Genomic DNA, 23,545 nt, shown 5'->3' on the forward strand with positions numbered 1-23,545 from the left:
TAAGCATTAAAACGATTGAGTCCGAATTTGGATCTCAAGCAGGCGGTCGTGACCAGCCAGGTCTTGGTGCAGAGAGATGCTGGATTCGGAGAACATATCTGACGCAAGGTTTAAAGCGGCAATACCTTGCGTGGCTTCGATCTCAAGCAGGATCATGCCGTTGGGGGCAAGCCAGTCAGGTGCGATACGGAGCAGGCGGCGATACAGGTCAAGACCATCTTCGCCGCCATCGAGGGCGAGGGTGGGCTCGCGCCCATAGATCGGAAGCGAGCGCATGGTTGCAGTGGAAATGTAAGGCAGGTTCGCGCAGATTAGGTCGAAGTGCTGGTCGGTTGAGAGCGGGTCGATGTGTTGTGGCAGCAAGTCGCATTCCAAAAAGTCGATGCGGTGATGGACGTGGAATTTCTCTGCATTCTGCTTGGCAACCTTGAGCGCGGCAAGCGAAATGTCGGTGGCGAGGATGTGAACCCTCGGGACATGCATGGCAATGGATGTGGCAATGATGCCAGACCCTGTGCCAATGTCTGCGACGGTTCTTCTCTCAGGAGATGCTGCCAGCCATTTAATGGCTTTTTCCACCATTTGTTCTGTCTCTGGTCTCGGGATGAGCACATCAGGTGTGATGTTGAAATCAAGCCCGAAGAACTCGCGGTGACCGAGAATGTAGGGCAGCGGTTCACCCGCTGTCAGACGGGAAAACGCCAGGGTTGCTGATGCAATTTGCGGCGGGGTCAGAGGCTCGTCAAGATGGGTAAGCAGCCATGTGCGTGTACGTCCAAGGACATGGGCGAGCAGGAGTTGCGCATCCAATGCTGACGAATCAGAATTGATCTGTGGAATGAATTGTTTGAGCAGGGTTTCAGGGTTCATTGCTGGTAATAAAAAAACATGGCGGCTTTAAGTGCCGCCATGTTTTTTATTCATCATCTTCGACGCCGGTGGCGGCAAGTTTACCGGCTTCGTCGCGAGTGGTTAACTCGTCGATGAAGCTTTCGATGTCTCCGTCCATGACGGCGGGCAGGTTGTAATTTGAGAGACCGATACGGTGGTCGGTAACGCGGCTTTGCGGGTAGTTGTAGGTGCGGATCTTTTCGGAGCGGTCGCCTGAACCGACTTGTGAACGGCGGTCGGCTTCGAGTTCTGCGCGGCGTTTTTGTTCTTCTATTTCATACAGACGCGCACGCAAGATCGAGAGGGCGCGCAGTTTGTTTTGCAGCTGTGAGCGTTCATCCTGACAGGTGACGATCATGCCGGTGGGTTTGTGATACAGGCGTACAGCTGTGGAGTTCTTTTGTACGTTCTGACCGCCCGCACCAGAGGAGCGATACACTTCGATCTCGATATCCGACTCGGGGATATCCACTTCCACGTCGTCTACTTCTGCCATCACGACCACAGTGGCAGTAGAGGTGTGGATGCGCCCTTGCGACTCAGTAGCAGGTACGCGCTGAACACGATGCACCCCCGATTCATATTTCATCTTGGAGTAGGCACCTTTGCCTTTGACTTCGAAGATGACTTCTTTGTATCCGCCCACGCCAATAGCATTTTCAGACATCAGTTCGGTCTTCCATTTTTGGCTGTCTGAAAAACGCGTATACATGCGGAAGAGATCAGCCGCGAAGATGGCGGCTTCATCACCGCCCGCACCTGCGCGGATTTCCACGATGACGTTCTTATCATCACGCGGGTCTTTGGGGACGAGCAAGCCTTTGATCTCTTTTTCGAGGATTTCGATCTTCGGTGTCAGGTCGTCTACATCTGCTTTGGCTAGCCCGACCAACTCCGCATCGTTCTCTGTAACGATGATGGTTTTGGCTTCCTCCAGGCTTTTCATTGCCTGACGGTATTCTTTCGCCTTCTCGATCAGGGGTTCAAGGCTGGTACGTTCCTTGCTGATCTCGGCGGCGCGTTTATAGTCATTGCCGATCTCGAGCAGTTCGTTGCCGAGTTGTTCGAATTTTTCTTCGATGGCTTGTAATTTATCGAGCATGGTTCCTCAAATAAGTGACGATAGACCAAGGTCTACCATTAATGGTTGGTTTTCCGTAAATTTGCACAAGAAAGCGCGGCACCGGGTAGGCGCCGCGCGGGGAATCAAAACAAAACCAGCGCTAGTATTTAGCGACTGCGGAAAGCACCATGGAAATGATCAGGATGATGGCGAAGGCAGCGAACAGGATCTGTGCTGTTTTTTGACGCTTTGCGACGCTATCTTCCATTAATTTATTTTGTTTTTGAGATTTTGAATTTTTTCCAGCCATTTCAATTCACCTTATAGATTTTTATAGAAAGCTTGAGCCATTGCCTTCTCAAGTTCCTCGATTGTAACAGGTTTCATCACGTACCCGTCCGCGCCGAGCTTCATGGCTTTGTCCACCATAATATCGGCAGCTTCGGAGCTGAGCATGATGACCGGCAGCCGCTTCCATTCCGGTCTGCGGCGCAGAAATTCAAGCATGTCCAACCCGGTCACTTCAGGCATGTTGATATCAAGGATCAGCAGGTCGGGGCGTTTACCTGCCAGTAATGCCTGCGCCGCCGGGCGCGGACCTAGAAAATGCTTCGACTCATAATCGAGCAGTTTTAACATCAAACTGACCGCACGAGCCATTTCTTCATCATCGTCAACGACCCAAACTTCTTTCATTCCAAATTCGCCTTTACATTTTTGGCGGCTGTTTCGTTCATGCCTTTTACCACCAGTAACTCTTCGATGCTTGCTTCCTTAATCTTATCCATGGAGCCAAAATGTTTCAAGAGCGCTTTTCGGCGTGTGGGACCAATGCCCGGAATGGAATCAAGCTGGGAAGCCAGCCCCAATTTTGTGCGCTTTTTCCGATGTGCCGTGATCCCGAAGCGATGGGCTTCGTCGCGGACACGTTGTACGAGGTAAAGTCCCTGTGAGTGACGGGGGAGCAGCAACGGCTCGCTTTTGTGCGGGAAGAAGATCTCCTCTTCCTGCTTGGCAAGCCCCACTACCGGCACAACGCCCATCAACCCATAGTCTTCCATCACTTTGACGACCCTGCCCAATTGACCTTTGCCGCCGTCGATGATGATCAGGTCTGGGAGGAAGGAGAACGCCTCGTCTTTTTTCGACCCGACCTCTGCCTCTTTTTCCTGTGAGCCTTTCCAACGCCGGAAGCGGCGGGTGAGCATCTCTTCCATCGAGGCAAAATCATCCGGTGCGCCAATGCTGGTGCTGTCGATGTTGAATTTGCGGTACAGCCGTTTGGCAGGCACTCCTTGTTCAAATACGATCATTGCACCAACGGTTGCCACACCTTGTGTGTGACTCACATCGTAACACTCAATTCGATTGGGCGGGGAAGATAAATTCAGGTAAGTTTGCAGATCCGCAAGCGCCTGCTCCTGCCGGTGGGCGTCTGCCTGCCACTGTGTGCGCAGGGCCTGCAGGGTTTCAGATGCGTTCTCTGAAGCCATTTGCACGAGGTCCTTGGGTTGACCTTCATTGGGTACGAACAATTCCACTTTCTGCCCGCCGCGTTTGGACCTAAGCCATTGCGCGATGATCTTGCGCTCTTCCAACTCCTGAGGCAGCATGACCTGTTCCGGGATGTTTGCCGCCTCGGTGTAGAACTGTTTGACGAACTCTTCCATGACCTGGTTATCAGTTGTATCTTCTGTGCCTTCGAGAATGAAGTACTCGCGCCCGATCAATTTGCCGCCGCGGATGAAGAATATCTGCACACAGGCTTCACCGTCTTCGCGTGCCATCGCTATAACGTCTGAATCGGCATAATCGGTGCCGAAGATGATCTTCTGTCGTTCGATGATGGATTGCATGGCTTTGAGTTGGTCACGCAGGGCGGCTGCTTTTTCAAAACGCATCTCGTCCGAGGCTTTTTGCATTTCGCCCTGAACCCGTTGAATGACAGGCTCGCTATGACCGCTGAGAAATTCCATCAGGTCCGAGATCATTTGACGATAGCCATCTTTTGAAATAGCGCCGATACACGGGGCAGTACACAGCTTGATGTCGTAATACAAACATGCCCGCGGGTCATTGCCGTTAATTTCACGGTCGCAGGTCAGGTAGGGGAATATCTTGCGCAGCACTTCCAATGTTTGATACACCGCCCATGCCGAGGTGTAAGGACCGAAGTAGCGCGAGCCATCCTCTTCCATTTGACGGGTAACGGTGATCTTTGGAAACGCTTCATTCCAATGGATCTTGATGTATGGATATCGCTTGTCATCCTTGAGGCGGATGTTGTACTTCGGACGGTGCTTCTTGATGAGGTTCATCTCGAGGATGAGCGCCTCAAGTTCCGACCCGACCACGATCCACTCAATATCCGTAATATCCCGCACCAGGCGGCGGGTCTTGTTGTCATGGCTTGAATCCGCGTGGAAATAACTCCGCACGCGGTTCTTTAAATTGATCGCTTTGCCGACGTAGATGATCGTCCCTTCGGCGTTGCGATACAGATAACAGCCTGGTTTGGTGGGCAGGGTGGCAAGAATGCCCTGAAGTTTCTCGGAAATTTCCATTGGCGGTTATTCTATCGCAAATCACTGATCCAAGTTGTGCCTTGAAATTTTTCACAAAAACTTTTTAGAAATCTTTTAAAAGTACCCGTAGGGCGATTATTTTTACCCACCATCCGTTGAATATTCAAGAGATGTCAACTCAAACGTGAGTCTCTCTTACTTTTACGCCTTGTTTGTTACAATTGGGTTAAGGCGGGTTGATTTCGATAAAATGCCCGTAAAATAAAACCAAAGTCAAGCCAATTAAGGAGAATGAAAATGGAGCAAATGCCCTCGAATACCCCTGTAACCGAATCAAAACCGGGTCCTGCTGGTTGGGTTCAAACCTGGATCATGGCAGTTACAAAGCCAAACGAACAGACGTTTATTGAAATTTCAGAAAGCCCTGATGCAAAGGTCCAAACTGCGCTTATTTGGGCTGTGATCGCGGGGCTTATTAGCGGAATTATGCTCGGCATCGGTTTTGCTATACAATCACTTATTCAAGGAGGCGGCAGCTCAAATGATATGGGCACGATCGCTCTATTGATCTGTGGAATGCCGATCGCAATGGCGATCATTAATCCCATTGGACTTTCTTTTTCTACTGCCTTGTTTCAATGGGTTGCAAAACTTTTTGGCGGGGTTGGTTCTTTTGAGAAGCTAATCTACCCGCTCTCAGCGATCACGTTACCAATCACGATTGTCTCAGGAATATTCAGCTTACTAAGCAGTATACCGATTGTGGGGGTATGTATTAGTTTCTTTAGTTTTGCCATAAGTATTTACGCAACCGCCTTGAACATTATGGCTGTTAAAGCAGTGAATCGGTTTGACTGGGGAAAAGCGATCGGTTCGGTGTTGATCCCCGCTTTTGCGATCGGTATATTCTGCGGGTGTGTCGTGTTCATTGGGCTGATGATCCTCGGTCCAGCGATCGCGAATACCTTCAATCAGATCAATCAAGGCTTGGTACCGTAGGCGCAAAAAGTCCTCCCAAACGGGAGGACTTTTTTATAGTTCGATGGTAAAGGTCGTTCCTTTGCCAACTTCGCTTTCCACATCTATTGTCCCTTTGTGCGCAAGAACCAGTTGTTTTGAAATCGCCAGCCCAAGTCCGCTGTTGCTTCGGTTTGTGCGCGATTTTTCGCCGCGCCAGAACCGGTCAAAGATGAAAGGCAGATTTTCGGGAGCGATCCCCACACCCGTATCTTTGACCCTGATCCGTACGCTTCTTTCCTGCACTTGAATGGACTCTGCTTCGAGAGAAATTTTTCCACCCGACGGCGTGTGACGTAAAGCATTTGAGATCAGGTTGGAGAGCACCTGGTTGAGTCTGTCGTAGTCGGCAGTGAGTTCCTGTGTAATGTCATCAATTTGCGACAATAGTTCCACGCCTTGGGTTTTGGCTTGGGCGGAAAAGCTTGAAGTGAGATCGGTTATCAGGTCAGCGAGCAGGAAGCGGGTGGGGTGAAGCGGAAGTTGTCCCGTTTCGGCGAGCGAGAGTGTTTGTAGATCTTCCACAAGCCGGGCGAGTAATCTTGTTTCATCCAGTGTGTTGTTGATGTGGTCTGGTGTGGCTTCGTAAACACCATCTAACACGCCTTCAAGATTCCCTTGAATGATGTGCAAAGGCGTGCGAAGCTCGTGGGCAATGTCGGCGGTGAGATTGCGGCGCTGCTTATCGGCACGTTCGAGTTCTTCGACCATTTTATTGAAACGCTTGATCAACTCGCTGAACACATCTGAATTATGTTCTTTCACGCGGACCGAGAGATTGCCTTCTGAAACCGAATCGATGGCGTTGAAAATACCGCTGAGCGGCTCACCGAAGCGCGTATATAAAGTAAAAAGGGTGAGTACGGCAACGACCACCACTGCCACCGGTGCGCCGCATACCAATAACCAAATATTCCTGAAGCCTGAATATTCTGAGAATGCCCAATATAAAGCAGCCGCTGTGCCTCCAATGAAAAGCGTCAATGTACTGATAAAGAAAATTGCGAATGGAAAAAATCGCCGTCCGCTGCGACGCATATGAGGAGGGGGGAGGTGTCTTGGAAAGGGCGGGCGCATGGTATGTTTATTTGATCTCTAAAAAGCGATATCCAATGCCGTAAACCGTTTCGATCATGGATTCGCCTGAAGCGCTTTCGAGTTTCTTTCTCAAATTCTTGATGTGCGAGTCGATGCTGCGGTCGAAGCTGGAAGCAATGCCGTGTAGATCGTCCAGCAGTTGTTCGCGGGTGAGGGTTTGCCCGGGACGGCTGGCAAGCAATTGCAAGAGTTTGAACTCGTTGGGCGTCAGTTTGATGGGGCTGCCATTAAAGGTGACCGAGTAACGATCCGGGTCCACTTCCAAGCCGCCGAGACGGATAAGGCTGGGCGCTTTGATCTCGCCTTTGGAACGGCGCAATAAAGCACGGACTCGCGCCACCAAGGCGCGCGGTGAGAATGGCTTGGTGATGTAATCATCTGCACCGATCTCCAAGCCAGTGACCTGGTCCACTTCTTCGGCGAGAGCGGTCAGCATGATGATGGGCACGTCGCTTTCGCGGCGCAAGACCTTGCAAACTTCGCGCCCGTCCATGATGGGGAGCATCAGATCAAGGATGATGAGGTCGGGTTTTTCGCTGCGTGCAACTGTCAGCGCAGATTGACCGTCCGCAGCGGATGTGACGCGGAAGCCGTTCTTCTCCAGATAGTCACGCGCAATGCGTACGATCTTGGGTTCATCATCAACAACGAGGATAAGTTCAGGCATGGGGGGAGTATAAATGCAGAATGAATAATGAGGAATATTGAAAGATGGGACGAGTAACGGGGAAAGACTTGTGCTTCTCCACGTTACTCGTCTCTTTTTACGTCACGGGTTACTTTTCTTCAGGCTTGTCCGATTCTTCGCTGTTGCTTTCGGCAGGCTTTTCACCGTGAGCGCGTTTGTGCCACTCTTCGAAAGGCGGTGGGACGTTACCTTCCCAGCCTTTGCCCCAAGGACCGTGATGTCCGTGGTGACCCCAGCCATGTCTCATGCGGCGGAAGAACATCATCTTCATGAAGCCGAAGAACAGAAAGAGAAAGAATATTGAGCCGCAGATCGCGCCAAAAGGATTGAAGTGGTGATGGAAACCAAAACCATAAGGTTGCGGGTAGCCATAGGCGTATCCGTGACCATACATCGGTGCGGCAGGCTGACCGTCCTCAGCGGCTTTTTCAATGGCGGCGGCTACTTCGGGTGCCTGTTCGATGCCACGCATCATCCCGGCTTTGAAGCCAAACGCCCCTGCGCCTGCGATCAACCCAAGTACAAGCAGAAGACCGAGAACGCGAAATACAATAAATGGACCTTTTTTCATTTTTACCTCTCAATAGGATTTTGATTTGGTTTGTTCCTATGCGCTAAATGTATCAATCCATTGTGGAGGAAATATGGATGGGTGGGTGAGGGATTGTGGAGGGAATGTAGGAAAAATGTTAGCAGAGAAGCGGACAATGTTCGATGGGTATGGATGGCGTTTCCATCTTCTTCTGAGTTTCTTCCAGTAACCCTGCTGATCTACTGTCAACGCCATAAAATTAAGAAAGGTTGCCATAATGATATTTCAGCATATTGAGTCTCATACGGTTCCTTCTTTTATCTTCTACTTCACTTTTAACACAATCTTACCGCGTGCATGTCCCGTTCCTAAATGCGTCATTGCCTCAACCACATTTGCCAGGGGATAGACCTTTTCGACTATTGGTTTCACTTTTCCGCTTTCGATCATTTCTCGCAAAATATCCAGATCGGGACGGTTGAACTGGGCAATGAAAAAAGATATCTTTTGGCTGGCGCCGATACTTGCAAGTTTCAAATTGAAAATCCGTGCCAGCGGACCCAGTACTTTATTTCCTTTTGGCGCACCGACGATCACAAAATTAGCATTCGGTTTGAGGACCCGCTTGTATTCTTTCCAGGTTCGGCTTCCGGCAATATCAAAAATTAGATCGTATTGCTTGCCGGCGCGAGTGAAATCATCTTTGGTGTAATCGACCACATGATCCGCTCCAAGCGAACGGACCAACTCCACATTTTTGGTGCTGGTCACGCCGGTCACTTCTGCGCCGAGGGCTTTGGCGATTTGCACTGCGAACGTGCCCACGCCTCCTGCCGCGCCGTTGACCAATACCTTATCCCCGGGTTTTACCTTTCCGTGATCTCGTAACCCTTGCAAGGCGGTGATCCCCGCTGTGGGAACGGCTGCCGCCTCTTCAAATGTCAAGTTGACCGGTTTGCGCACCACAGCATTTATCACGCTGACATATTCGGCAAATGCACCATTTCTTCCACCATACACTTCATCACCGGGCTTGAGGTGGGTTACTTTGCCTCCGATCGCTTCTACCACTCCGGCAAAATCTCCGCCAATACGTGAGTCTTTGGGTTTGAACAAGCCGCTTTGTAAACGGGCAACGACCAGACCTGTCATTCCATACCACTCTGCCGGGTTAACCGACGAAGCATGGATACGAACCAGCACGCCATCCTCCGTGACAGTGGGCTTTTCTATTTCTTCAACCTTCAAAACATCGGGTGAACCATAGGAATGATATACAACGGCTTTCATGAATTGACTCTCCTTGGGTGATAAGTACTTGGAATTTAACATCTCATTATGGAGGAAATGTGGACATCCACGCCAGAGATTGTGGAGACTGTGGAGGTTGCGTTGGAGGAGTGTTAATGGACAACGAACGATAGACCATAGATGATGGATGGTTTGGGTCGTCCATCGTCTATGGTCAGCCGTCAATCGCCGAATTTGCAACCTTTTCCTGCCTTGTGCATCTGATAAAATGCATCCAGTAATAAGTGACTTCACCCCATCGTCTCAAAGATGAAATAAATCATAATTTGGCAGGAAACCATGACAGATAATCGACACATAAAAGTTCTCATCCTTGGCGCAGGTCCCGCAGGTTTATCGGCAGCTTTGTATGCTGCCCGCGCCGAACTCGCCCCCGTGGTGCTTACCGGTATGCAGCTGGGCGGGCAGGCTGCACTTACACACACCATCGAAAATTACCCCGGCTTTCCCGAAGGCGTGGGCGGACCGCAACTCGGCGAGCTTTTCCAAAAGCAGGCGGAACATTTCGGCGCGAAGGTTGAATTCGATATGGCGCACGAAGTGGACTTCTCCCAGCGCCCATTCAAGGTGACTGCCGACAGCGGCGATTATTATGCCGAAAGCGTCATCATTGCCACCGGTGCCAGCCCCGTACATCTCAACGTCCCTGGAGAAGTAGAGATGACCGGTCGCGGCGTTTCTTATTGCGCCACCTGTGATGGCTGGTTCTTCAAAGATAAGAAAGTCGTCATCGTTGGCGGCGGTGACAGTGCGTTCGAAGAAGCTCTTTTTATTACTCGCTACGCATCCTCTGTCACGCTCATTCATCGCCGCGAAGATTTCCGTGCTGGCGCCATTTTACAGAAACGCGCCAAAGAGCACCCCAAGATGAACTTCATCCTCAATACAGTTGTCACAGAAGTGAATCAGGGTGATAAGCTCACCACACTCAAACTCAAGAATGTAAAAACCAACGAAGAAAGCACCTTCGACACCGACGGCTTGTTCATCTTCATCGGTCATACACCCAACACCCAAATGTACAAGGGGCAGCTTGAAATGAGCGACCTCGGCTACCTCAAGGTCAATGACAAGATGGAAACCAGCATTCCCGGCGTGTTTGCGGCGGGGGAGGCGGCCGATGCCACCTTCAAACAAGTGGTCACCTCGGCGGGCATGGGCGCCGCAGCAGCAATTCAGGCGACGCGCTATCTCGAGGAAATGGAAGCAGTTCACAGTTAAGGAAGAAGCGGACGCCATCCCGCTTCAGCCTTAGGGACAGTTGCTTCTGTCCATTTGGTGCGCCAGCCCCAAGTTTTCCCATAAATGGGCTCGTCATAGGCGAGCCTATTTTTTTGACCAAAAATGTGACATTTTGTACTTTTGGTCTAGGTCACTTTCGGATAGAATTATTGAAAAATATGGCGTTTTACGCCGATTCCATTGGAGGAACGATGAAGAAAATCTCAATCGTAGGTGCAGGAAATACCGGCGCAACCGCCGCGCACTGGATCGCTGAACGTGAACTCGCCGATGTTGTGCTGTTGGATGTGGTCGAAGGTATGCCGCAAGGCAAGAGCCTTGATATGCTGGAAGCCATGCCCATTATCGGCAAAGATACACACGTAGTGGGAACCAACAATTACGAAGACACCAAAAATTCAGATATTATCATCATCACGGCTGGCATTGCCCGTAAACCCGGCATGAGCCGCGAAGACCTGCTCAAAACCAATGCCGAGATCGTGGGGAAAGCCGCCACAGAAACCCTCAAACATTCACCCAACGCGATCTTCATCGTATTGACCAACCCGCTCGACACTATGGCATACCTCACCATGAAGGTGACCGGTCTGCCGCGTGAACGTGTGATTGGTCAGGCCGGCATTTTGGACTCTGCCCGCATGCGCGCCTTCGTTGCCATGGAATCTGGCGTAAGCGTGGAGAACGTGCAGTGCTACGTCCTTGGTGGTCACGGCGATGAAATGGTTCCGCTAACCCGTCACTCCAATATCGCTGGCATTCCGTTGAAGGAATATTTCCCTGCTGACAAACTTGAAGCCATTGTCAACCGCACCCGCAAGGGCGGCGGTGAGATCGTAAATCTGCTCAAGACTGGCTCGGCGTATTACGCGCCATCCATGGCTTGTGTGCAGATGGCAGAAGCCATTTTGAAGGATAAGAAACTGATCGTCCCATGCGCCACCTTGATGCAGGGCGATTATGGTTTGAACGATATGTACTTCGGTGTGCCGGTTATGCTCGGCGCTGGCGGCATGGAAAAGGTGATCGAATACAAGTTCGATGCCGACGAAAAAGCCATGTTCGAGAAGTCGGCTGCCTCTGTCAAGGAATCGCACGAAGCGCTCAAGAGCGTGGTGAGTTTATAAAAGTCAAAGGTCAAAAGTCGAAGGTCAAATGTGGCTTTCGACTTTTGTATTGAAAATTAAAAGGAGTCTGTCATGATTCTGCACGAGAAACTGTCTGCTCAATTACCCGCATGGCGCGAACGCATTAAATCCCTGGCAAAGGAACACGGCGATGTAGTGATCGATCACGTGACCGTGGGTCAGGTCATCGGTGGGATGCGCGATATCAAATCCCTGCTGACCGATGTTTCATTCGTAGACCCCGCTCATGGAATTCTTTTCCGTGGCATGCCCATTCCTGATATGCTCAAGGCGCTTCCCAAAGCAAAAGGCGGAAAAATGCCTTTGGTGGGAGGCTTGTTCTATTTATTGTTGATCGGTGAAGTTCCTACCAAGGAACAGGCTCTTGAAGTGGAAGCCGAATGGGCAAAGCGCGCGAACGTTCCCGATTACGTTTTCAAGATGCTCAAATCGATGCCGAAGGAAACGCACCCAATGACTCTGCTTTCTCAGGCGGTGCTTGCCTTGCAGAACGGCTCAGTCTTTGCTGCGAAGTATCACAGCATGAAAAAAGATCAATACTGGGAAGCTGCGCTCGAAGACAGCCTCGACCTGACAGCAAAACTGCCCATTATTGCGGCATATATCTACCGCATGAAATATTTCGGCGAGACCAGCAAGCCCAAATATAACCCCAAGCAGGATTACGGCTTGAACTTCTCGCGCATGATGAAGGTGTCGGATAAGAAAGGCTATGCCGAACTTGCCCGTTTGTATTTCATCCTGCACAGCGATCATGAATCTGGCAATGTTTCTGCTCATGCAATGCACCTTGTCGGTTCGGCTCTTTCTGACCCGTACCTTTCCTTCTCTGCCTCTCTCAATGGATTGGCTGGACCTTTGCATGGTCTTGCCAACCAGGAATGCCTGGGTTGGTTGATCGAGGTTAAGGAGAAATTTGGCGGCGTTCCTTCTCGCGATGAATTGTATAAATTCTCATGGGATACGCTCAACGGCGGACACGTCATCCCTGGCTACGGACATGCTGTGTTGCGTGTGCCTGATCCGCGCTTCACCGCGCAGATGGATTTCGCCAAGAAGCGCTTCCCGGATGATGATCTGGTACGCCTCGCCGACATGGTCTTTGACGTGGTCCCGGCTGTGTTGAAAGAACAAGGCAAAGCCAAGAATCCGGCACCAAACGTCGATGCCATCAGCGGCACGCTCCAGTATTACTACGGCGTACGTGACTTCGACTTCTATACCGTGTTATTTGGTGTGGGTCGCGCCCTGGGTGTGACTGCCAACTATATTTGGATGCGCGGCCTCGGCATGCCGATCGAACGCCCCAAATCGCTGACCACCAAGATGGTGGAAGATGCCGTTGCGAAAGCAGCTCAACCTGCGTAAATAAATTTTGAATCAAAAAGACCCTCGAGTTTTTTCGAGGGTCTTTTTATTTATTACTTTATTTTATTCCCATTCGATCCAACAAGAACGCATAATCTAGCGCGATCTCTTTGATGTAGTCATAACGTCCACTTGCCCCGGCGTGACCAGAGTCGTAGTTGACGTAGAAGATGACCAGGTTATCATCTGTTTTTAGCTCGCGTAATTTTGCTGTGAACTTGGCAGGTTCCCAAAAAGAGACACGCGGATCGTTCAAGCCGGTAGTGATGAGCAGGTTGGGATAGTCCGTTTTTTGCAGGTTGTTATATGGGGAATAGGAAAGCATGTACTCGAACATCGCCTTATCTTCCGGGTTGCCCCATTGATCGTATTCCTGTGTTGTGAGTGGAATGCTGGCATCTTCCATCGTCGTGACCACATCCATGAACGGCACTTTGGCAATGACTGCCCTGAAGAGATCCGGACGCATCGTCATGCAAGCGCCGACGAGTAATCCGCCAGCCGAGCCGCCCTGAATGGCAAGCTTATCTTTGGCGACATAGCCTTCTTTGACCAAATGCTCTCCGCAGGCAATGAAATCTGTGAAGCTGTTGCGCTTGAATTCCATCTTGCCTTTTTCGTACCATTCCCGTCCCATGTCATATCCGCCGCGGATGTGTGCGATGGCGTACACAAAGCCACGGTCGATCAGGCTGAAGCGATTGGAGTCGAAGTAGGGATCAATCGTCGCGCCATAAGAACCATAGCCATACATCAACGCTGGATTTGTCCCATCTTTCTTTTGCAGGTCTTTGCGATACGCAATAGATAGCGGCACCTGTGTTCCATCGGGCGCGGTGGCATGGATGCGTTCCATCACATAATTTTTCTTATCCAACCCGTGGATGACTTCCTCCTTCTTTACATCCCATTCGCCAGTATCCATGTTGACATCTACAATGGTGAATGGCGTAATGAGAGAGGAATAGCGCAGGCGCAATAAATTTGTTTCAAAAGCAACATTGCTTTCGGGGTAGACGCTGTACGTCGGTTCGGGGAATTGAACATAGCGAACATTGCTCAGCCCATCCACAGCGCTGATGCGATATTGTTTCAATCCGCCTTTGCGTTCATGAACGACGATGTGATTCTCGAAGGTATCCACACCTTCCACCAACACATCTTCGCGATGCGTCAGAATATCTGTCCAATTCTCTTTGCCCGGGTTCTCAACCGGTGCAAGGCTTACCTTGAAATTCTTCGCATTCTCGTTATGGACGATGAAGAACTTCCCATTGTGATGCGATGCGTAATAATCCAGCCCATCAATTCGTGGCTGTAGGATCTTCAACTCACTGGCAGGGTCGTTCGCATCCATAAAGCGGAACTCGCGCGTGTTGGTGCTGTAATGATACGTGGTGATAAAAACATCGTCGCGAGTCTTGTTGCAGAAAAGATAATAGGTTTCATCTTCTTCGTGCAAAACCAGCACATCCTCTTTCGGGTCGCTGCCCACCACATGGCGGAATAATTTATCCGGGCGCAGAGTTTCATCAAGCGTGATGTAGAAAATGGTCTTGCTGTCATTTGCCCATTCCACGCCCATGCGTTCGTAGGCGCTGCCTGAAATATTCTCAAGCACTTCCGGGTAGTACTCGCCGCTGGCGATGTCTTTGATATAAATTTCAAAAATTTCCCGTCCACCAAAATCAACGAGATAGGCAAGCTTCGTGCCATCGGGGCTGGGGACGAATCCGCTGATGCCGCAAAAGGATTTGCCCTCTGCCAGTTGATTCTGGTCGAGCAGAATTTCTTCGGGTGCCTCGAGCGAGCCTGCTTTGCGGCAGAAGATGGGATATTGCTTGCCCGCTTCTGTCCGCTCGTAATAGAAAAAATCGCCTCGCTTCTCCGGGACAGTTGTATCTGTTTCCTGAATCCTATTTTTCATCTCGGAGAAGAGTGCCTCACGTAAAGGCTGGGTATGTCCCATCACTTCGTCAAGATAATCGCTCTCTGAACGCAGATACTTTAGGGTCTCCGGGTCTTCCTTGTTACGGAGCCAGTAATAATCGTCGACACGGGTGACACCGTGGCTGGTGAGTGGATGAGGTCGTTTCGGTGCACTGGGTTGATGCGTTTTTGAGGGCATGAGGTTTCCTTGTAAATAAAAATGACAGCCGTAAAAAATACGACTGTCACGAATGGATTTACGCGAAAGGCAGATATTTTTCGTTCAGGCTCGCCATGTGGTGTTCCACATGACCCACCAACATGTAGACCAACGCCCGTGCACTGACGGGGTTTCCGCTGGCGGTGCCTATCTCGGCAAAGTTCGCTTCCTTTGTATTCTTGATGGCAAGGATATTGGCGCGGCGCAGGTGATCAAATTCAGCCAGCAGGTCGGCGAGCGGAATTTCATCTGAGCCCGACTCGCGGACGTAATCATCCTGCTCAAAGCCGGGGAAGGGAGTTTTATCTTTGCGGGAGATGCAGAATAGCCGATAGGCAAAGACCCGTTCGGTATCTATCAGATGAGTTACGACTTCTTTGATTGACCATTCTGCGGGTCCGGGTTTGAAGCGTGCTTGAGGGTCAGATAAAGTTCCCAGCGCAGTTCTCATCTCATCGAGTTGGAGCGGCAGGGCGATGGAGACATCCCCGCGTTTTAGGGCGAATTGGATGTACCCATCGTAGTAAGGAGCGTATTCTGTGGAATTTGGAGGGGGGATTTTCATAGTATTAATGTCCTTTCAGAAATTATATCTTACCCCTTATTGCCTTTATAATAAGAATGATTATGAATGCTTCAAAAACCTATTTGCAATTTTTTCGTGTGCCCAGTATCAACGACAAATTAAGCCTGCTTCGAAATTTATTGGAGGCGCGTGAGCTGAATGAGGATATTGCGCTGGCTATGCTTAAATCCGTCCATAAAGAACTTGGTGCCGAGCAAACGCGCGACCGCACTGAATATAAACGCTATGCAGAGATGATCGAGGTGTTACGCTATCATCAGACAGACCTTCTAGAATACATTGTGGATGCCTGGAATGTCGGCAAATCCACTGCGGATCCGGAATGGATCTCGGATGGATTGATCAAATAGACGTCACATTCGCTGAAGTATTTCCGATTGAAATCGACACCCTCTGACCTTTTTTCGGAGGGTCGTTTTTTGTAGAACCATATTCTGGGCAAAAAGGATTATCAGTATGACACTTACCATTGGTACTGCTGCTGCAAAACCCGGCGAGATCGTGTATGGCGAATATGTTCTTGTGCAACATCCTGTGGGCGGCACGGATGTTGCGCCTGTTGTCATTGCGCAAGGGCAAGAAGACGGACCTGTGTTTTGGATCACGGCAGGTATTCATGGTATCGAGCACGCAGGCATTCAGGTGATCCACAAGTTGATCACGCCAGAATTGGTCAAGCAGATGCGCGGTACGATCGTTGCCATCCCGGCTTTGAACCCTGCTGGTTTAAGGACGTTGAACCGCCAGGCATACTATCATGACGGCGACCCGAACCGCCTCTTCCCAGATGGGCGACTATCAACCTCTACGGATCCAGATCATGCTCCCATCTCGGCATTAGAGCAGGCATATGGACGTATTTTCGAAGATATCAAGAATTCGGCTTCGTTCTATTTTGACCTGCACTGTATGAGCAATGGTTCATTGTCATTCATTTTTCGTGACCGCATTTTGTATCGCAAAGGTGACGAAGCCGCACGCAAACGCGCCGCGGAAGTGAGCGCAAAAATGGATGAAATGGCGCAGGCATACGGACACACCGTCACTGCTGATTTTGCAGTAGAAAAATATATTAATGAAAAATTACATCGTGCCACCACAGCGGCTGTATCCATGCTGGTGGGCATCCCTGCATTGACGGCTGAACTTAGCAGCCCATACACACCCGCTCCTGAAGTGGTGAATGCAGGTGTGGCAGGCTTGCGAAATGTGATGCGCTGGGGCGGCATGTTGGGCGGCGAGATGGAACCGATCACGGGGATCAAGGTCGTTGATCCCGGCTTCGCTACTCATCGCCGCAGTGTGGCGCGGGTGACGCAAGCCTGCATCGTTCATCATCTCAAGGAACCGGGCGATCTTGTGAAGGTCGGCGACCCGCTGGTGGAAATGCGCGATGCGTGGGGACGATCTCTCGGCGTATTGCACTCGGAATATGATGGTTTTGTCATCTCACGCCCGTCTGGGATTTTGTATTATCCTGGCGAATCAACAGTGCTGTTGGCGATCCGCGATGAAGAGCCAAGAATTGGCGAATATCCTGAAACGTATTTCGATTAGAAATTCCAAAAAACCATTTTTAACTACGAAGGCACAAAGATGCCAGGACTCAAGGAAAAGAGACTTTGCGCCTTTGTGCTTTTGAGTCTTGGTGGCGAATTTGCTTGTTCTTTCACTGTATAATAGATTTGTACGACAACTTTGAAAAAGGCATATCTTATGACTTCAAATCACACTCGTAACCCCGGCACTCCCCTCGACCTTGATTGGGTCATGGGCGCGCACATCAACAAAAGCGCGGTGGAGCGACGCACCGCTACGCTCACAGGTCGCCGCACCGTCAAGAAGGACTGGCAGGCGGCATGGCTTTTGCGTGCCATCACCAACATTGACCTGACCACCCTTGCAGGCGACGACACACCTGGGCGTGTTCAACGTCTGTGTGCCAAGGCAAAACAACCACTACGCCCCGATATGCTTGAAAAACTTGGATTGGATGGTGAGAAGATCACCGTTGGCGCGGTGTGCGTCTACCCCAACCGTGTCGCGGATGCAGTCCACGCGCTTCAAGGCTCTAACATTCCAGTTGCCTCTGTCGCGACGGGTTTTCCTGCGGGACAGACTCCTCTGCCACAGCGCATTCAGGAAATTGAGCAAGCCGTGGAAGCAGGCGCCAAAGAAATTGACGTGGTCATCGCCCGCAATTATGTGTTGACAGGGGATTGGCAAGCCATGTACGACGAGTTGCAGCAATTCCGCAAAGCCTGCGGTGACGCGCACATGAAGACCATCCTCGCCACGGGTGAACTCGGTTCGCTCAAGCAGGTCTATCAAGCCAGCCTCGTGTCCATGATGGCAGGCTCGGACTTTATCAAGACCTCAACAGGCAAAGAGCCGACCAATGCGACTCTTGAAGTTAGCTTGGTTATGCTCCGCGCCCTGCGGGATTATCTCGACCGCTTTGGCTACAAAGTGGGATTCAAACCTGCGGGCGGCATCAGCTCTGCGAAGCAGGCGCTGGCGTGGCAGTCGTTGATGAAGGAAGAACTCGGCGATGAATGGCTGAAGAATGACCTGTTCCGCATTGGCGCAAGCAGCCTGTTGACCGACATCGAGCGGCAGTTGTATCACTACATCACAGGTCACTACGCGGCGAAACATCACATGCCGATGGGATAGACGATTACGTCATTGCGAGGAGGGTGTTCTTCCCGACGACACAAAGGAAGAACAATGAAAGGTTTTCCTTCGGGTGAAGAACAGAACGCCCTTGCATGGTTGAATCTTGGAGTTCTTATGAGCAAAATACTTGAAATCTTCAACACCATGGAATACGGACCTGCGCCCGAAGCGCCTGATGCTGTCAAAGCGTGGCTGGATGAGCATGGACGCAAGTTCGGCTTGTTCATCAACAACGAGTGGGTGACGCCGAAGGGTGCGAAGTTCTATCCTTCGTACAACCCTGCGAATGGCGAATTATTAGCCGAGACCACGCAGGCTGGACAAAAAGAAGTGGATGCGGCGGTCTCTGCGGCGCGTGAGGCGTTCAAAACTTGGAGCAAGACTCCTGGTGTGACTCGTGCGCGTTATCTTTATGCGATTGCGCGCAACCTTCAAAAACATTCGCGCTTGCTGGCGGTGCTCGAAAGCATGGACAACGGCAAGCCGATCCGCGAGTCGCGTGATATTGATGTGCCGCTGTTGGCGCGTCACTTTTACTATTATGCGGGCTGGGCGCAGTTGATGGAAACCGAACTGCGCGATTATCAACCCGTCGGTGTGGTCGGGCAGATCATCCCGTGGAATTTCCCGCTGTTGATGCTGGCGTGGAAGATCGCGCCTGCGATTGCGATGGGCAACACGGTTGTGTTGAAGCCTGCTTCGTACACAAGACTCACGGCGTTGTTGTTCGCGGAAATTGTCGCCGAGGCGGGGTTGCCCGCTGGCGTGGTGAATGTCATCACGGGTCAAGCAGCGCGGGTTCGATGATCGTCGAACATCCCGATGTGGATAAGATCGCGTTCACGGGTTCAACGGATGTCGGGCGCACGCTCCGCAAGCAGACGGCTGGCTCTGGCAAAAAACTCTCGCTCGAACTGGGTGGCAAGAGTCCATTCGTCGTGTTTGACGATGCCGATTTGGATGGAGCAGTTGAAGGCGTGGTCGATGCGATTTGGTTTAATCAGGGTCAGGTTTGTTGCGCAGGGTCAAGGCTGATAGTGCAGGAAAATGTCGCAGCGAAGTTTATCCAAAAATTAAAAAATAGAATGCAACACATGCGCGTGGGCGACCCGCTCGATAAGTCGATTGACATGGGCGCGATCGTTGACCAAAGCCAATGGGACACGATCGATGGTTGGGTGAAGACGGGCATTGCCGAAGGCGGCGAATGTTTTCAGCCGAATATCGCGCTGCCCGAAAAGGGACTGTTTTATAAACCCACGCTCATCACGGGGCTTGATGCTGCGGCTTCAACTGTGCAGGAAGAAATTTTTGGACCCGTGCTGGTCTCGCTCACGTTCCGCACGCCGAGCGAAGCCATCGAACTTGCGAACAACACGCGCTATGGTCTCGCGGCGAGTGTGTGGAGCGATAACATCAACCTCGCGCTCGATGTCGCGAGCAAGATCAAGGCGGGCTCGGTGTGGGTCAATTGCACCAATCAATTCGACGGCGCTTCGGGCTTCGGCGGCTATCGCGAGTCGGGCTACGGGCGCGAAGGCGGACGTGAAGGTCTGTTTGAATATTTAAGACCGACATGGATGGATCGTCCACGCCCTGAGTTTGTACTGGATGAAAAGAAGAAGTGGGGCGAACACGTGCCCACGCTTCCTTCTCAGCCGACAGTTGCTCGGGCAAATGGACATTCGCTTCCGCCGATAGATCGCACGCCGAAGATGTACATCGGCGGCAAACAGGTTCGACCCGATGGCGCGTACACTTCAAGCGTGTTGAGCGCGAAGGGAAAACTTGTCGGTCAGGTCGGTGACGGCAATCGCAAAGACATTCGTGATGCAGTCGAAGCCGCACACAAAGCGCGGACATCAGGCTGGGCGATGCGTCACGGCTACAACCGTTCGCAAATTTTATATTTCATCGCCGAGAACTTGGATGCCCGCAATGCTGAGTTCGTCAAACGCATCGTCGAAATGACGGGACGCACGCAGAAGTCCGCGCAAGCCGAAGTGGACGCGTCTGTTGAAAGATTATTCACCTACGCCGCATGGGCTGATAAATACGGCGGCACCGTGCAAGAGACCACCCTGCGCGGAATCACCGTCGCGGTCAATGAACCGATGGGTGTGATCGGCATTGCCTGCCCCGATGAAAATCCTTTGCTTGGATTTATCTCGCTCATGGCGCCTGCGATTGCACGCGGCAACAGCGTGGTGATGATCCCCAGCCAGAAATATCCGCTCTCCGCCATGGACTTCTATCAGGTGCTCGACACCTCCGACGTGCCTGGCGGCGTGGTCAACATCGTCACAGGCGACCGTGACCATCTGGTCAAGACGCTTGTCCAACACGAAGACGTGGACTCGGTCTGGTACTTCGGCTCGGCGGAAGGCAGTTACCACGTCGAGAACGAGTCCGCCGCGAACATGAAGCGCACATGGACAGGCTACGGTTTGCCCCGCGATTGGCTCGACCGCGAGCAAGGCGAAGGTCACGAGTTCCTGCATGAGGCGACTCAGGTCAAGAATATCTGGGTGCCGACGGGGGAGTGACAGGTATAATTTTATTAATGAGGTGAGCTATGACTAATTTAGAGCAAACCATTATGCTTGAAATTTCCACCCTGCCAGAGAGACGCTTGGCGGATGTCTTGGCGTTTGTCCGCTACCTGAAATTGAGCATACCCACTGAAGAAAAAGATCTGGAAGAACGTTTTGATAAAGCGCTTAAATCCATCCGTGATCGCGCGAAAGAAATGAATATCACCGACGAAGACATCGAAGCCGAAATTCGCGCTGTGCGGGATGGTAAGTAATGCGGGTTGTTCTCGATACTAATATTTTTATCTCTTCCACTTTAGGCGGAAGGTTTAAAATCATTGTTGATGAGTGGAAAGCGGGAAAATTCAAATTAATCGTATCGGAAGCGATTGCCCGTGAATACCTTGATGTGATTAACCGTCCCAAATTCAAAATTCCTCAAATCGAGATTATGACAGCAACCGGTATCTTTTGCAAAATGCGGAATTTGTGACGCCCGAAAGAAAATTGTTGTAATCGTCGCCGATCCAACTGACAACAAATTTCTTGAAGCAGCTGTGGCGGGAAAGGTAAATTATATCGTCAGCGGGGATGGACATTTGCTCGATCTCGGCGCTTTCAGGGATATCCCAATTATCAAAGCGGTGGATTTCATAGCATTATTGAATTTGTAAGTTTTCCCCGCGATTGGGTGTCCCGCGAGCAGGGCGAAGGTCACGAATTCCTGCACGAGGCGTCTCAGGTCAAGAATATCTGGGTGCCGACGGGGGAGTGACCCCCTCCGTCCTTCGGACACCTCCCCCAAATTCTGTCGAATTTAGGGGAGGGAAGTGTGATATAACCTGAAATAGAAAGTGAGGCGCGATGATCGAGTTGCGAGATTTACAGGCAAAATACATCACCGATGAAAACGGCGAAAAGACCGCTGTTGTCCTTCCTATTAAAGAGTTCGAGAATTTACTGGAAGATTTGAACGACCTTGCCGTTCTGGCGGAACGCCGCGAAGAACCGACGATTTCCTTTGAAGAAGTGATGGAAAGACTGAAACGCGATGGCTTCCTATAAGATCGAATGGAAGAACTCAGCGTATAAAGAACTCCAAAAACTGCCGCGCCCGATGATTGCCAAAGTCGTCGCGGCAGTTTCGGATTTAGCCAATGACCCATTTCCGCACGGAGTAAAAAAGCTGGTCGGTTCGGAATTAAGTTACAGAATTCGGATTGGGGATTATCGAGTTGTCTATGAAGTCTTTGAAAATAAGTTGATTATTGAAATTGTGCGAGTCCGTCACCGCAAGGATGTTTATCGATAAACCCGTCCCACCAAGCAGGCACCCTCTCCAAATCCGAATTGTGAGACGTAGGAAAATACCCATCTTTCTCTTTCGGATTTGGGGAGGGACGGGGAGGGGCAGAATATCTGGGTGCCGACGGGGAGTGATTGTAGAAACTAGTGAGTAGAAAATAAGACCTCCGAGTTGTCGCTCGGAGGTCTTATAGTTCAAGGTCTTTACATAGACAATTGCGGTTTTGTTTATTGTTTTCTGGATAGCAAAGATGAAAAATAAACTCTGATTCGTTTATGATAGTGAAGTCGCCTACACTACCTGATAAATTAAATTTGCAAATCTCGGTTAAATTTTCTCCATTTAACGAAATAGATTTTAGAAATACACCATTTTCGAGAAAATATATTTTTTCTTTGAAGCAAGAGACTGATGCGCCATTTAAAACATCAATTGACCAAATCAGTTTTGTGCCTTTGTAAGTTTTTAAGCCTGATGAGCCAATGATTGCACAACCATCTTCACCAAAAGTGCTTGCATCAACACAGCTGCCGATTGGATAATCGTAAATAAATTCAATTTGTTGTGTTGCAATATCTTTGATTAATCTTACTGGTTGTGTGTGATCTCCAAATGGATCTCCATTTGAAAGTAAATTGATTGAATTATTGTCTCTAAAAAGTCTTAGTGCCCGGGATATCTTTTGCCACTGAAGATGGCTTTCTATTGTCGTCTAGTGACATTACACTGCCATTATGTACAAAATATAGAATAATATGGTTTTGTTATCAAAAATGGTTCTGTTTTGTGGATTGTCTATATCATAAGCTTTTGTGAATTGCTCATTGTCTAATTGATAAACCCCATCAGTTAATGTAACGAAGATAGTCCCTTCGGTTATACTAACGCCGTTTTGTCCGAATGGCAATCCGGTCTTTAGTATTTTGCAATCTAAATATTTGCTTGTAGGTCTTAGAAGCGAAATTTCTTCTTTGTTAAAATCATCTTCATTTTTTTTATCGATAGTTATATTAAGTCTAACGACCTGACAGTTTAACAAAAAGAACATTGATCGGCACGAAAAAGCGGGTAAAGTTGCTTTGCGACAAACCACCTTGCCAGAGGAGCTTCTCATGCCGATCAACGAGACCTATCGTACTTGGATTCGCCGAATTTGTGAACTGCGTCGGAAACAACGGAAGACACAGGTTCAAAACTTCGTGTGGTTGTTGGTAGGCATATTTCATAGTCGTTCCGTGAGCTTGAGTAAAATCGCAGGAAGGTACTACCCAGTACAGCCAAGAACGTGAGTACGGTCCGGCGCTTGAGCCTCTTTCTAGCTTAAGTTCAGCGGTGGATGCTGCGCAGTTGGTATCGCGCGACAGCCAAAACTTGGCTGATATCGCAAGCGCACCAGACAGGTGAGATC

23 protein-coding genes and 1 pseudogene are annotated in these 23,545 nt (G+C 50.3%); 12 read left to right on the forward strand and 12 right to left on the reverse strand.

Features of this window, described 5'->3' with window-relative positions:
• Positions 1-6: 6 nt before the first annotated feature.
• The 5 genes from prmC to uvrC all read right to left on the reverse strand — a co-directional run bounded on the left by prmC (position 7) and on the right by uvrC (position 4,518).
• Complete coding sequence (prmC, locus tag IPG80_RS19400) at positions 7-870, reverse strand: peptide chain release factor N(5)-glutamine methyltransferase (RefSeq protein ID WP_345110571.1); 864 nt, start codon at positions 868-870, stop codon at positions 7-9.
• Positions 871-916: 46 nt separating this feature from the next.
• Positions 917-1,993 carry a peptide chain release factor 1 gene (gene prfA, locus IPG80_RS19405; RefSeq protein ID WP_345110574.1) on the reverse strand — a complete coding sequence of 359 codons (1,077 nt, stop codon included), beginning with the start codon at positions 1,991-1,993 and terminating at the stop codon, positions 917-919.
• 121 nt (positions 1,994-2,114) lie between these two features.
• Entirely contained in the window at positions 2,115-2,264 is a 150-nt protein-coding gene (locus IPG80_RS19410) for a hypothetical protein (RefSeq protein ID WP_345110576.1), read from the reverse strand.
• 11 nt (positions 2,265-2,275) lie between these two features.
• The gene (locus IPG80_RS19415; protein WP_345110579.1) at positions 2,276-2,650 is read right to left on the reverse strand and encodes a response regulator; all 375 of its coding nucleotides are present in this window, start codon (positions 2,648-2,650) and stop codon (positions 2,276-2,278) included.
• A complete protein-coding gene (gene uvrC, locus IPG80_RS19420) occupies positions 2,647-4,518 on the reverse strand; it encodes an excinuclease ABC subunit UvrC (RefSeq protein ID WP_345110582.1) in 1,872 nt (623 codons plus the stop codon). Before uvrC ends, IPG80_RS19415 begins: the two co-directional genes overlap by 4 nt.
• A gap of 267 nt (positions 4,519-4,785) precedes the next feature.
• Here uvrC and IPG80_RS19425 point away from each other — a divergent pair, with 267 nt between their 5' ends.
• A complete protein-coding gene (locus tag IPG80_RS19425; protein WP_345110584.1) occupies positions 4,786-5,478 on the forward strand; it encodes a Yip1 family protein in 693 nt (230 codons plus the stop codon).
• Positions 5,479-5,511: 33 nt separating this feature from the next.
• Here IPG80_RS19425 and IPG80_RS19430 read toward each other — a convergent pair whose 3' ends face one another.
• The 4 genes from IPG80_RS19430 to IPG80_RS19445 all read right to left on the reverse strand — a co-directional run bounded on the left by IPG80_RS19430 (position 5,512) and on the right by IPG80_RS19445 (position 9,104).
• The gene (locus tag IPG80_RS19430) at positions 5,512-6,480 is read right to left on the reverse strand and encodes a HAMP domain-containing sensor histidine kinase (RefSeq protein WP_345110587.1); all 969 of its coding nucleotides are present in this window, start codon (positions 6,478-6,480) and stop codon (positions 5,512-5,514) included.
• 100 nt (positions 6,481-6,580) lie between these two features.
• Positions 6,581-7,261, reverse strand: a complete 681-nt coding sequence (locus tag IPG80_RS19435) for a response regulator transcription factor (RefSeq protein ID WP_345110591.1) — start codon at positions 7,259-7,261, stop codon at positions 6,581-6,583.
• A 109-nt stretch (positions 7,262-7,370) separates the two neighbouring features.
• Entirely contained in the window at positions 7,371-7,853 is a 483-nt protein-coding gene (locus IPG80_RS19440; protein WP_345110594.1) for a hypothetical protein, read from the reverse strand.
• A 285-nt stretch (positions 7,854-8,138) separates the two neighbouring features.
• Positions 8,139-9,104, reverse strand: a complete 966-nt coding sequence (locus IPG80_RS19445) for an NAD(P)-dependent alcohol dehydrogenase (RefSeq protein WP_345110597.1) — start codon at positions 9,102-9,104, stop codon at positions 8,139-8,141.
• A 300-nt stretch (positions 9,105-9,404) separates the two neighbouring features.
• Between IPG80_RS19445 and trxB the strand changes: the two genes are divergently transcribed.
• From trxB to IPG80_RS19460, 3 genes are all read left to right on the forward strand, one after another.
• On the forward strand, positions 9,405-10,346 hold the full coding sequence (trxB, locus tag IPG80_RS19450; protein ID WP_345110600.1) for a thioredoxin-disulfide reductase: 942 nt from the start codon (positions 9,405-9,407) through the stop codon (positions 10,344-10,346).
• Positions 10,347-10,558: 212 nt separating this feature from the next.
• Positions 10,559-11,494, forward strand: a complete 936-nt coding sequence (gene mdh, locus IPG80_RS19455) for a malate dehydrogenase (protein ID WP_345110603.1) — start codon at positions 10,559-10,561, stop codon at positions 11,492-11,494.
• 72 nt (positions 11,495-11,566) lie between these two features.
• Complete coding sequence (locus tag IPG80_RS19460) at positions 11,567-12,883, forward strand: citrate (Si)-synthase (protein ID WP_345110605.1); 1,317 nt, start codon at positions 11,567-11,569, stop codon at positions 12,881-12,883.
• Positions 12,884-12,941: 58 nt separating this feature from the next.
• Here IPG80_RS19460 and IPG80_RS19465 read toward each other — a convergent pair whose 3' ends face one another.
• Positions 12,942-15,011, reverse strand: coding sequence for a S9 family peptidase (locus IPG80_RS19465; protein WP_345110607.1), 2,070 nt, complete (start codon positions 15,009-15,011; stop codon positions 12,942-12,944).
• A 58-nt stretch (positions 15,012-15,069) separates the two neighbouring features.
• Entirely contained in the window at positions 15,070-15,597 is a 528-nt protein-coding gene (locus IPG80_RS19470) for a DinB family protein (protein ID WP_345110610.1), read from the reverse strand.
• Between the two features lie 62 nt (positions 15,598-15,659).
• Between IPG80_RS19470 and IPG80_RS19475 the strand changes: the two genes are divergently transcribed.
• The 8 genes and pseudogenes from IPG80_RS19475 (at position 15,660) to IPG80_RS19510 (ending at position 22,143) form a co-directional block, all read left to right on the forward strand.
• On the forward strand, positions 15,660-15,968 hold the full coding sequence (locus tag IPG80_RS19475; protein ID WP_345110613.1) for a hypothetical protein: 309 nt from the start codon (positions 15,660-15,662) through the stop codon (positions 15,966-15,968).
• 106 nt (positions 15,969-16,074) lie between these two features.
• Entirely contained in the window at positions 16,075-17,175 is a 1,101-nt protein-coding gene (locus IPG80_RS19480; protein WP_345110616.1) for a succinylglutamate desuccinylase/aspartoacylase family protein, read from the forward strand.
• Between the two features lie 159 nt (positions 17,176-17,334).
• Positions 17,335-18,294, forward strand: a complete 960-nt coding sequence (deoC, locus tag IPG80_RS19485; RefSeq protein ID WP_345110619.1) for a deoxyribose-phosphate aldolase — start codon at positions 17,335-17,337, stop codon at positions 18,292-18,294.
• 117 nt (positions 18,295-18,411) lie between these two features.
• Positions 18,412-20,843, forward strand: a pseudogene (locus IPG80_RS19490) (aldehyde dehydrogenase family protein).
• Positions 20,844-20,872: 29 nt separating this feature from the next.
• Entirely contained in the window at positions 20,873-21,106 is a 234-nt protein-coding gene (locus tag IPG80_RS19495) for a hypothetical protein (protein WP_345110622.1), read from the forward strand.
• Complete coding sequence (locus IPG80_RS19500; RefSeq protein ID WP_345110624.1) at positions 21,106-21,324, forward strand: PIN domain-containing protein; 219 nt, start codon at positions 21,106-21,108, stop codon at positions 21,322-21,324. The genes IPG80_RS19495 and IPG80_RS19500 overlap by 1 nt, the downstream gene beginning before the upstream one ends.
• 371 nt (positions 21,325-21,695) lie before the next feature.
• Entirely contained in the window at positions 21,696-21,896 is a 201-nt protein-coding gene (locus IPG80_RS19505; RefSeq protein WP_345110627.1) for a hypothetical protein, read from the forward strand.
• Entirely contained in the window at positions 21,883-22,143 is a 261-nt protein-coding gene (locus IPG80_RS19510; protein ID WP_345110629.1) for a type II toxin-antitoxin system RelE/ParE family toxin, read from the forward strand. Before IPG80_RS19505 ends, IPG80_RS19510 begins: the two co-directional genes overlap by 14 nt.
• Before the next feature lie 1,010 nt (positions 22,144-23,153).
• Here the strand turns inward: IPG80_RS19510 and IPG80_RS19515 are convergent.
• On the reverse strand, positions 23,154-23,545 hold a 392-nt coding region (locus tag IPG80_RS19515; RefSeq protein ID WP_345110631.1), incomplete at its 5' end, for a hypothetical protein.

Origin of the sequence: Candidatus Villigracilis vicinus (assembly GCF_016702885.1) — a bacterium.
Lineage (GTDB): Bacteria > Chloroflexota > Anaerolineae > Anaerolineales > Villigracilaceae > Villigracilis > Villigracilis vicinus.

Coding starts and splice junctions, on each gene's coding strand:
- prmC (WP_345110571.1), bottom strand. CDS start 870: ATGAACCCTGAAACCCTGCTCAAACAATTCATTCCACAGATCAATTCT.
- prfA (WP_345110574.1), bottom strand. CDS start 1,993: ATGCTCGATAAATTACAAGCCATCGAAGAAAAATTCGAACAACTCGGC.
- IPG80_RS19410 (WP_345110576.1), bottom strand. CDS start 2,264: ATGGCTGGAAAAAATTCAAAATCTCAAAAACAAAATAAATTAATGGAA.
- IPG80_RS19415 (WP_345110579.1), bottom strand. CDS start 2,650: ATGAAAGAAGTTTGGGTCGTTGACGATGATGAAGAAATGGCTCGTGCG.
- uvrC (WP_345110582.1), bottom strand. CDS start 4,518: ATGGAAATTTCCGAGAAACTTCAGGGCATTCTTGCCACCCTGCCCACC.
- IPG80_RS19425 (WP_345110584.1), top strand. CDS start 4,786: ATGCCCTCGAATACCCCTGTAACCGAATCAAAACCGGGTCCTGCTGGT.
- IPG80_RS19435 (WP_345110591.1), bottom strand. CDS start 7,261: ATGCCTGAACTTATCCTCGTTGTTGATGATGAACCCAAGATCGTACGC.
- IPG80_RS19440 (WP_345110594.1), bottom strand. CDS start 7,853: ATGAAAAAAGGTCCATTTATTGTATTTCGCGTTCTCGGTCTTCTGCTT.
- IPG80_RS19445 (WP_345110597.1), bottom strand. CDS start 9,104: ATGAAAGCCGTTGTATATCATTCCTATGGTTCACCCGATGTTTTGAAG.
- trxB (WP_345110600.1), top strand. CDS start 9,405: ATGACAGATAATCGACACATAAAAGTTCTCATCCTTGGCGCAGGTCCC.
- mdh (WP_345110603.1), top strand. CDS start 10,559: ATGAAGAAAATCTCAATCGTAGGTGCAGGAAATACCGGCGCAACCGCC.
- IPG80_RS19460 (WP_345110605.1), top strand. CDS start 11,567: ATGATTCTGCACGAGAAACTGTCTGCTCAATTACCCGCATGGCGCGAA.
- IPG80_RS19465 (WP_345110607.1), bottom strand. CDS start 15,011: ATGCCCTCAAAAACGCATCAACCCAGTGCACCGAAACGACCTCATCCA.
- IPG80_RS19470 (WP_345110610.1), bottom strand. CDS start 15,597: ATGAAAATCCCCCCTCCAAATTCCACAGAATACGCTCCTTACTACGAT.
- IPG80_RS19475 (WP_345110613.1), top strand. CDS start 15,660: ATGAATGCTTCAAAAACCTATTTGCAATTTTTTCGTGTGCCCAGTATC.
- IPG80_RS19480 (WP_345110616.1), top strand. CDS start 16,075: ATGACACTTACCATTGGTACTGCTGCTGCAAAACCCGGCGAGATCGTG.
- deoC (WP_345110619.1), top strand. CDS start 17,335: ATGACTTCAAATCACACTCGTAACCCCGGCACTCCCCTCGACCTTGAT.
- IPG80_RS19495 (WP_345110622.1), top strand. CDS start 20,873: ATGACTAATTTAGAGCAAACCATTATGCTTGAAATTTCCACCCTGCCA.
- IPG80_RS19500 (WP_345110624.1), top strand. CDS start 21,106: ATGCGGGTTGTTCTCGATACTAATATTTTTATCTCTTCCACTTTAGGC.
- IPG80_RS19505 (WP_345110627.1), top strand. CDS start 21,696: ATGATCGAGTTGCGAGATTTACAGGCAAAATACATCACCGATGAAAAC.
- IPG80_RS19510 (WP_345110629.1), top strand. CDS start 21,883: ATGGCTTCCTATAAGATCGAATGGAAGAACTCAGCGTATAAAGAACTC.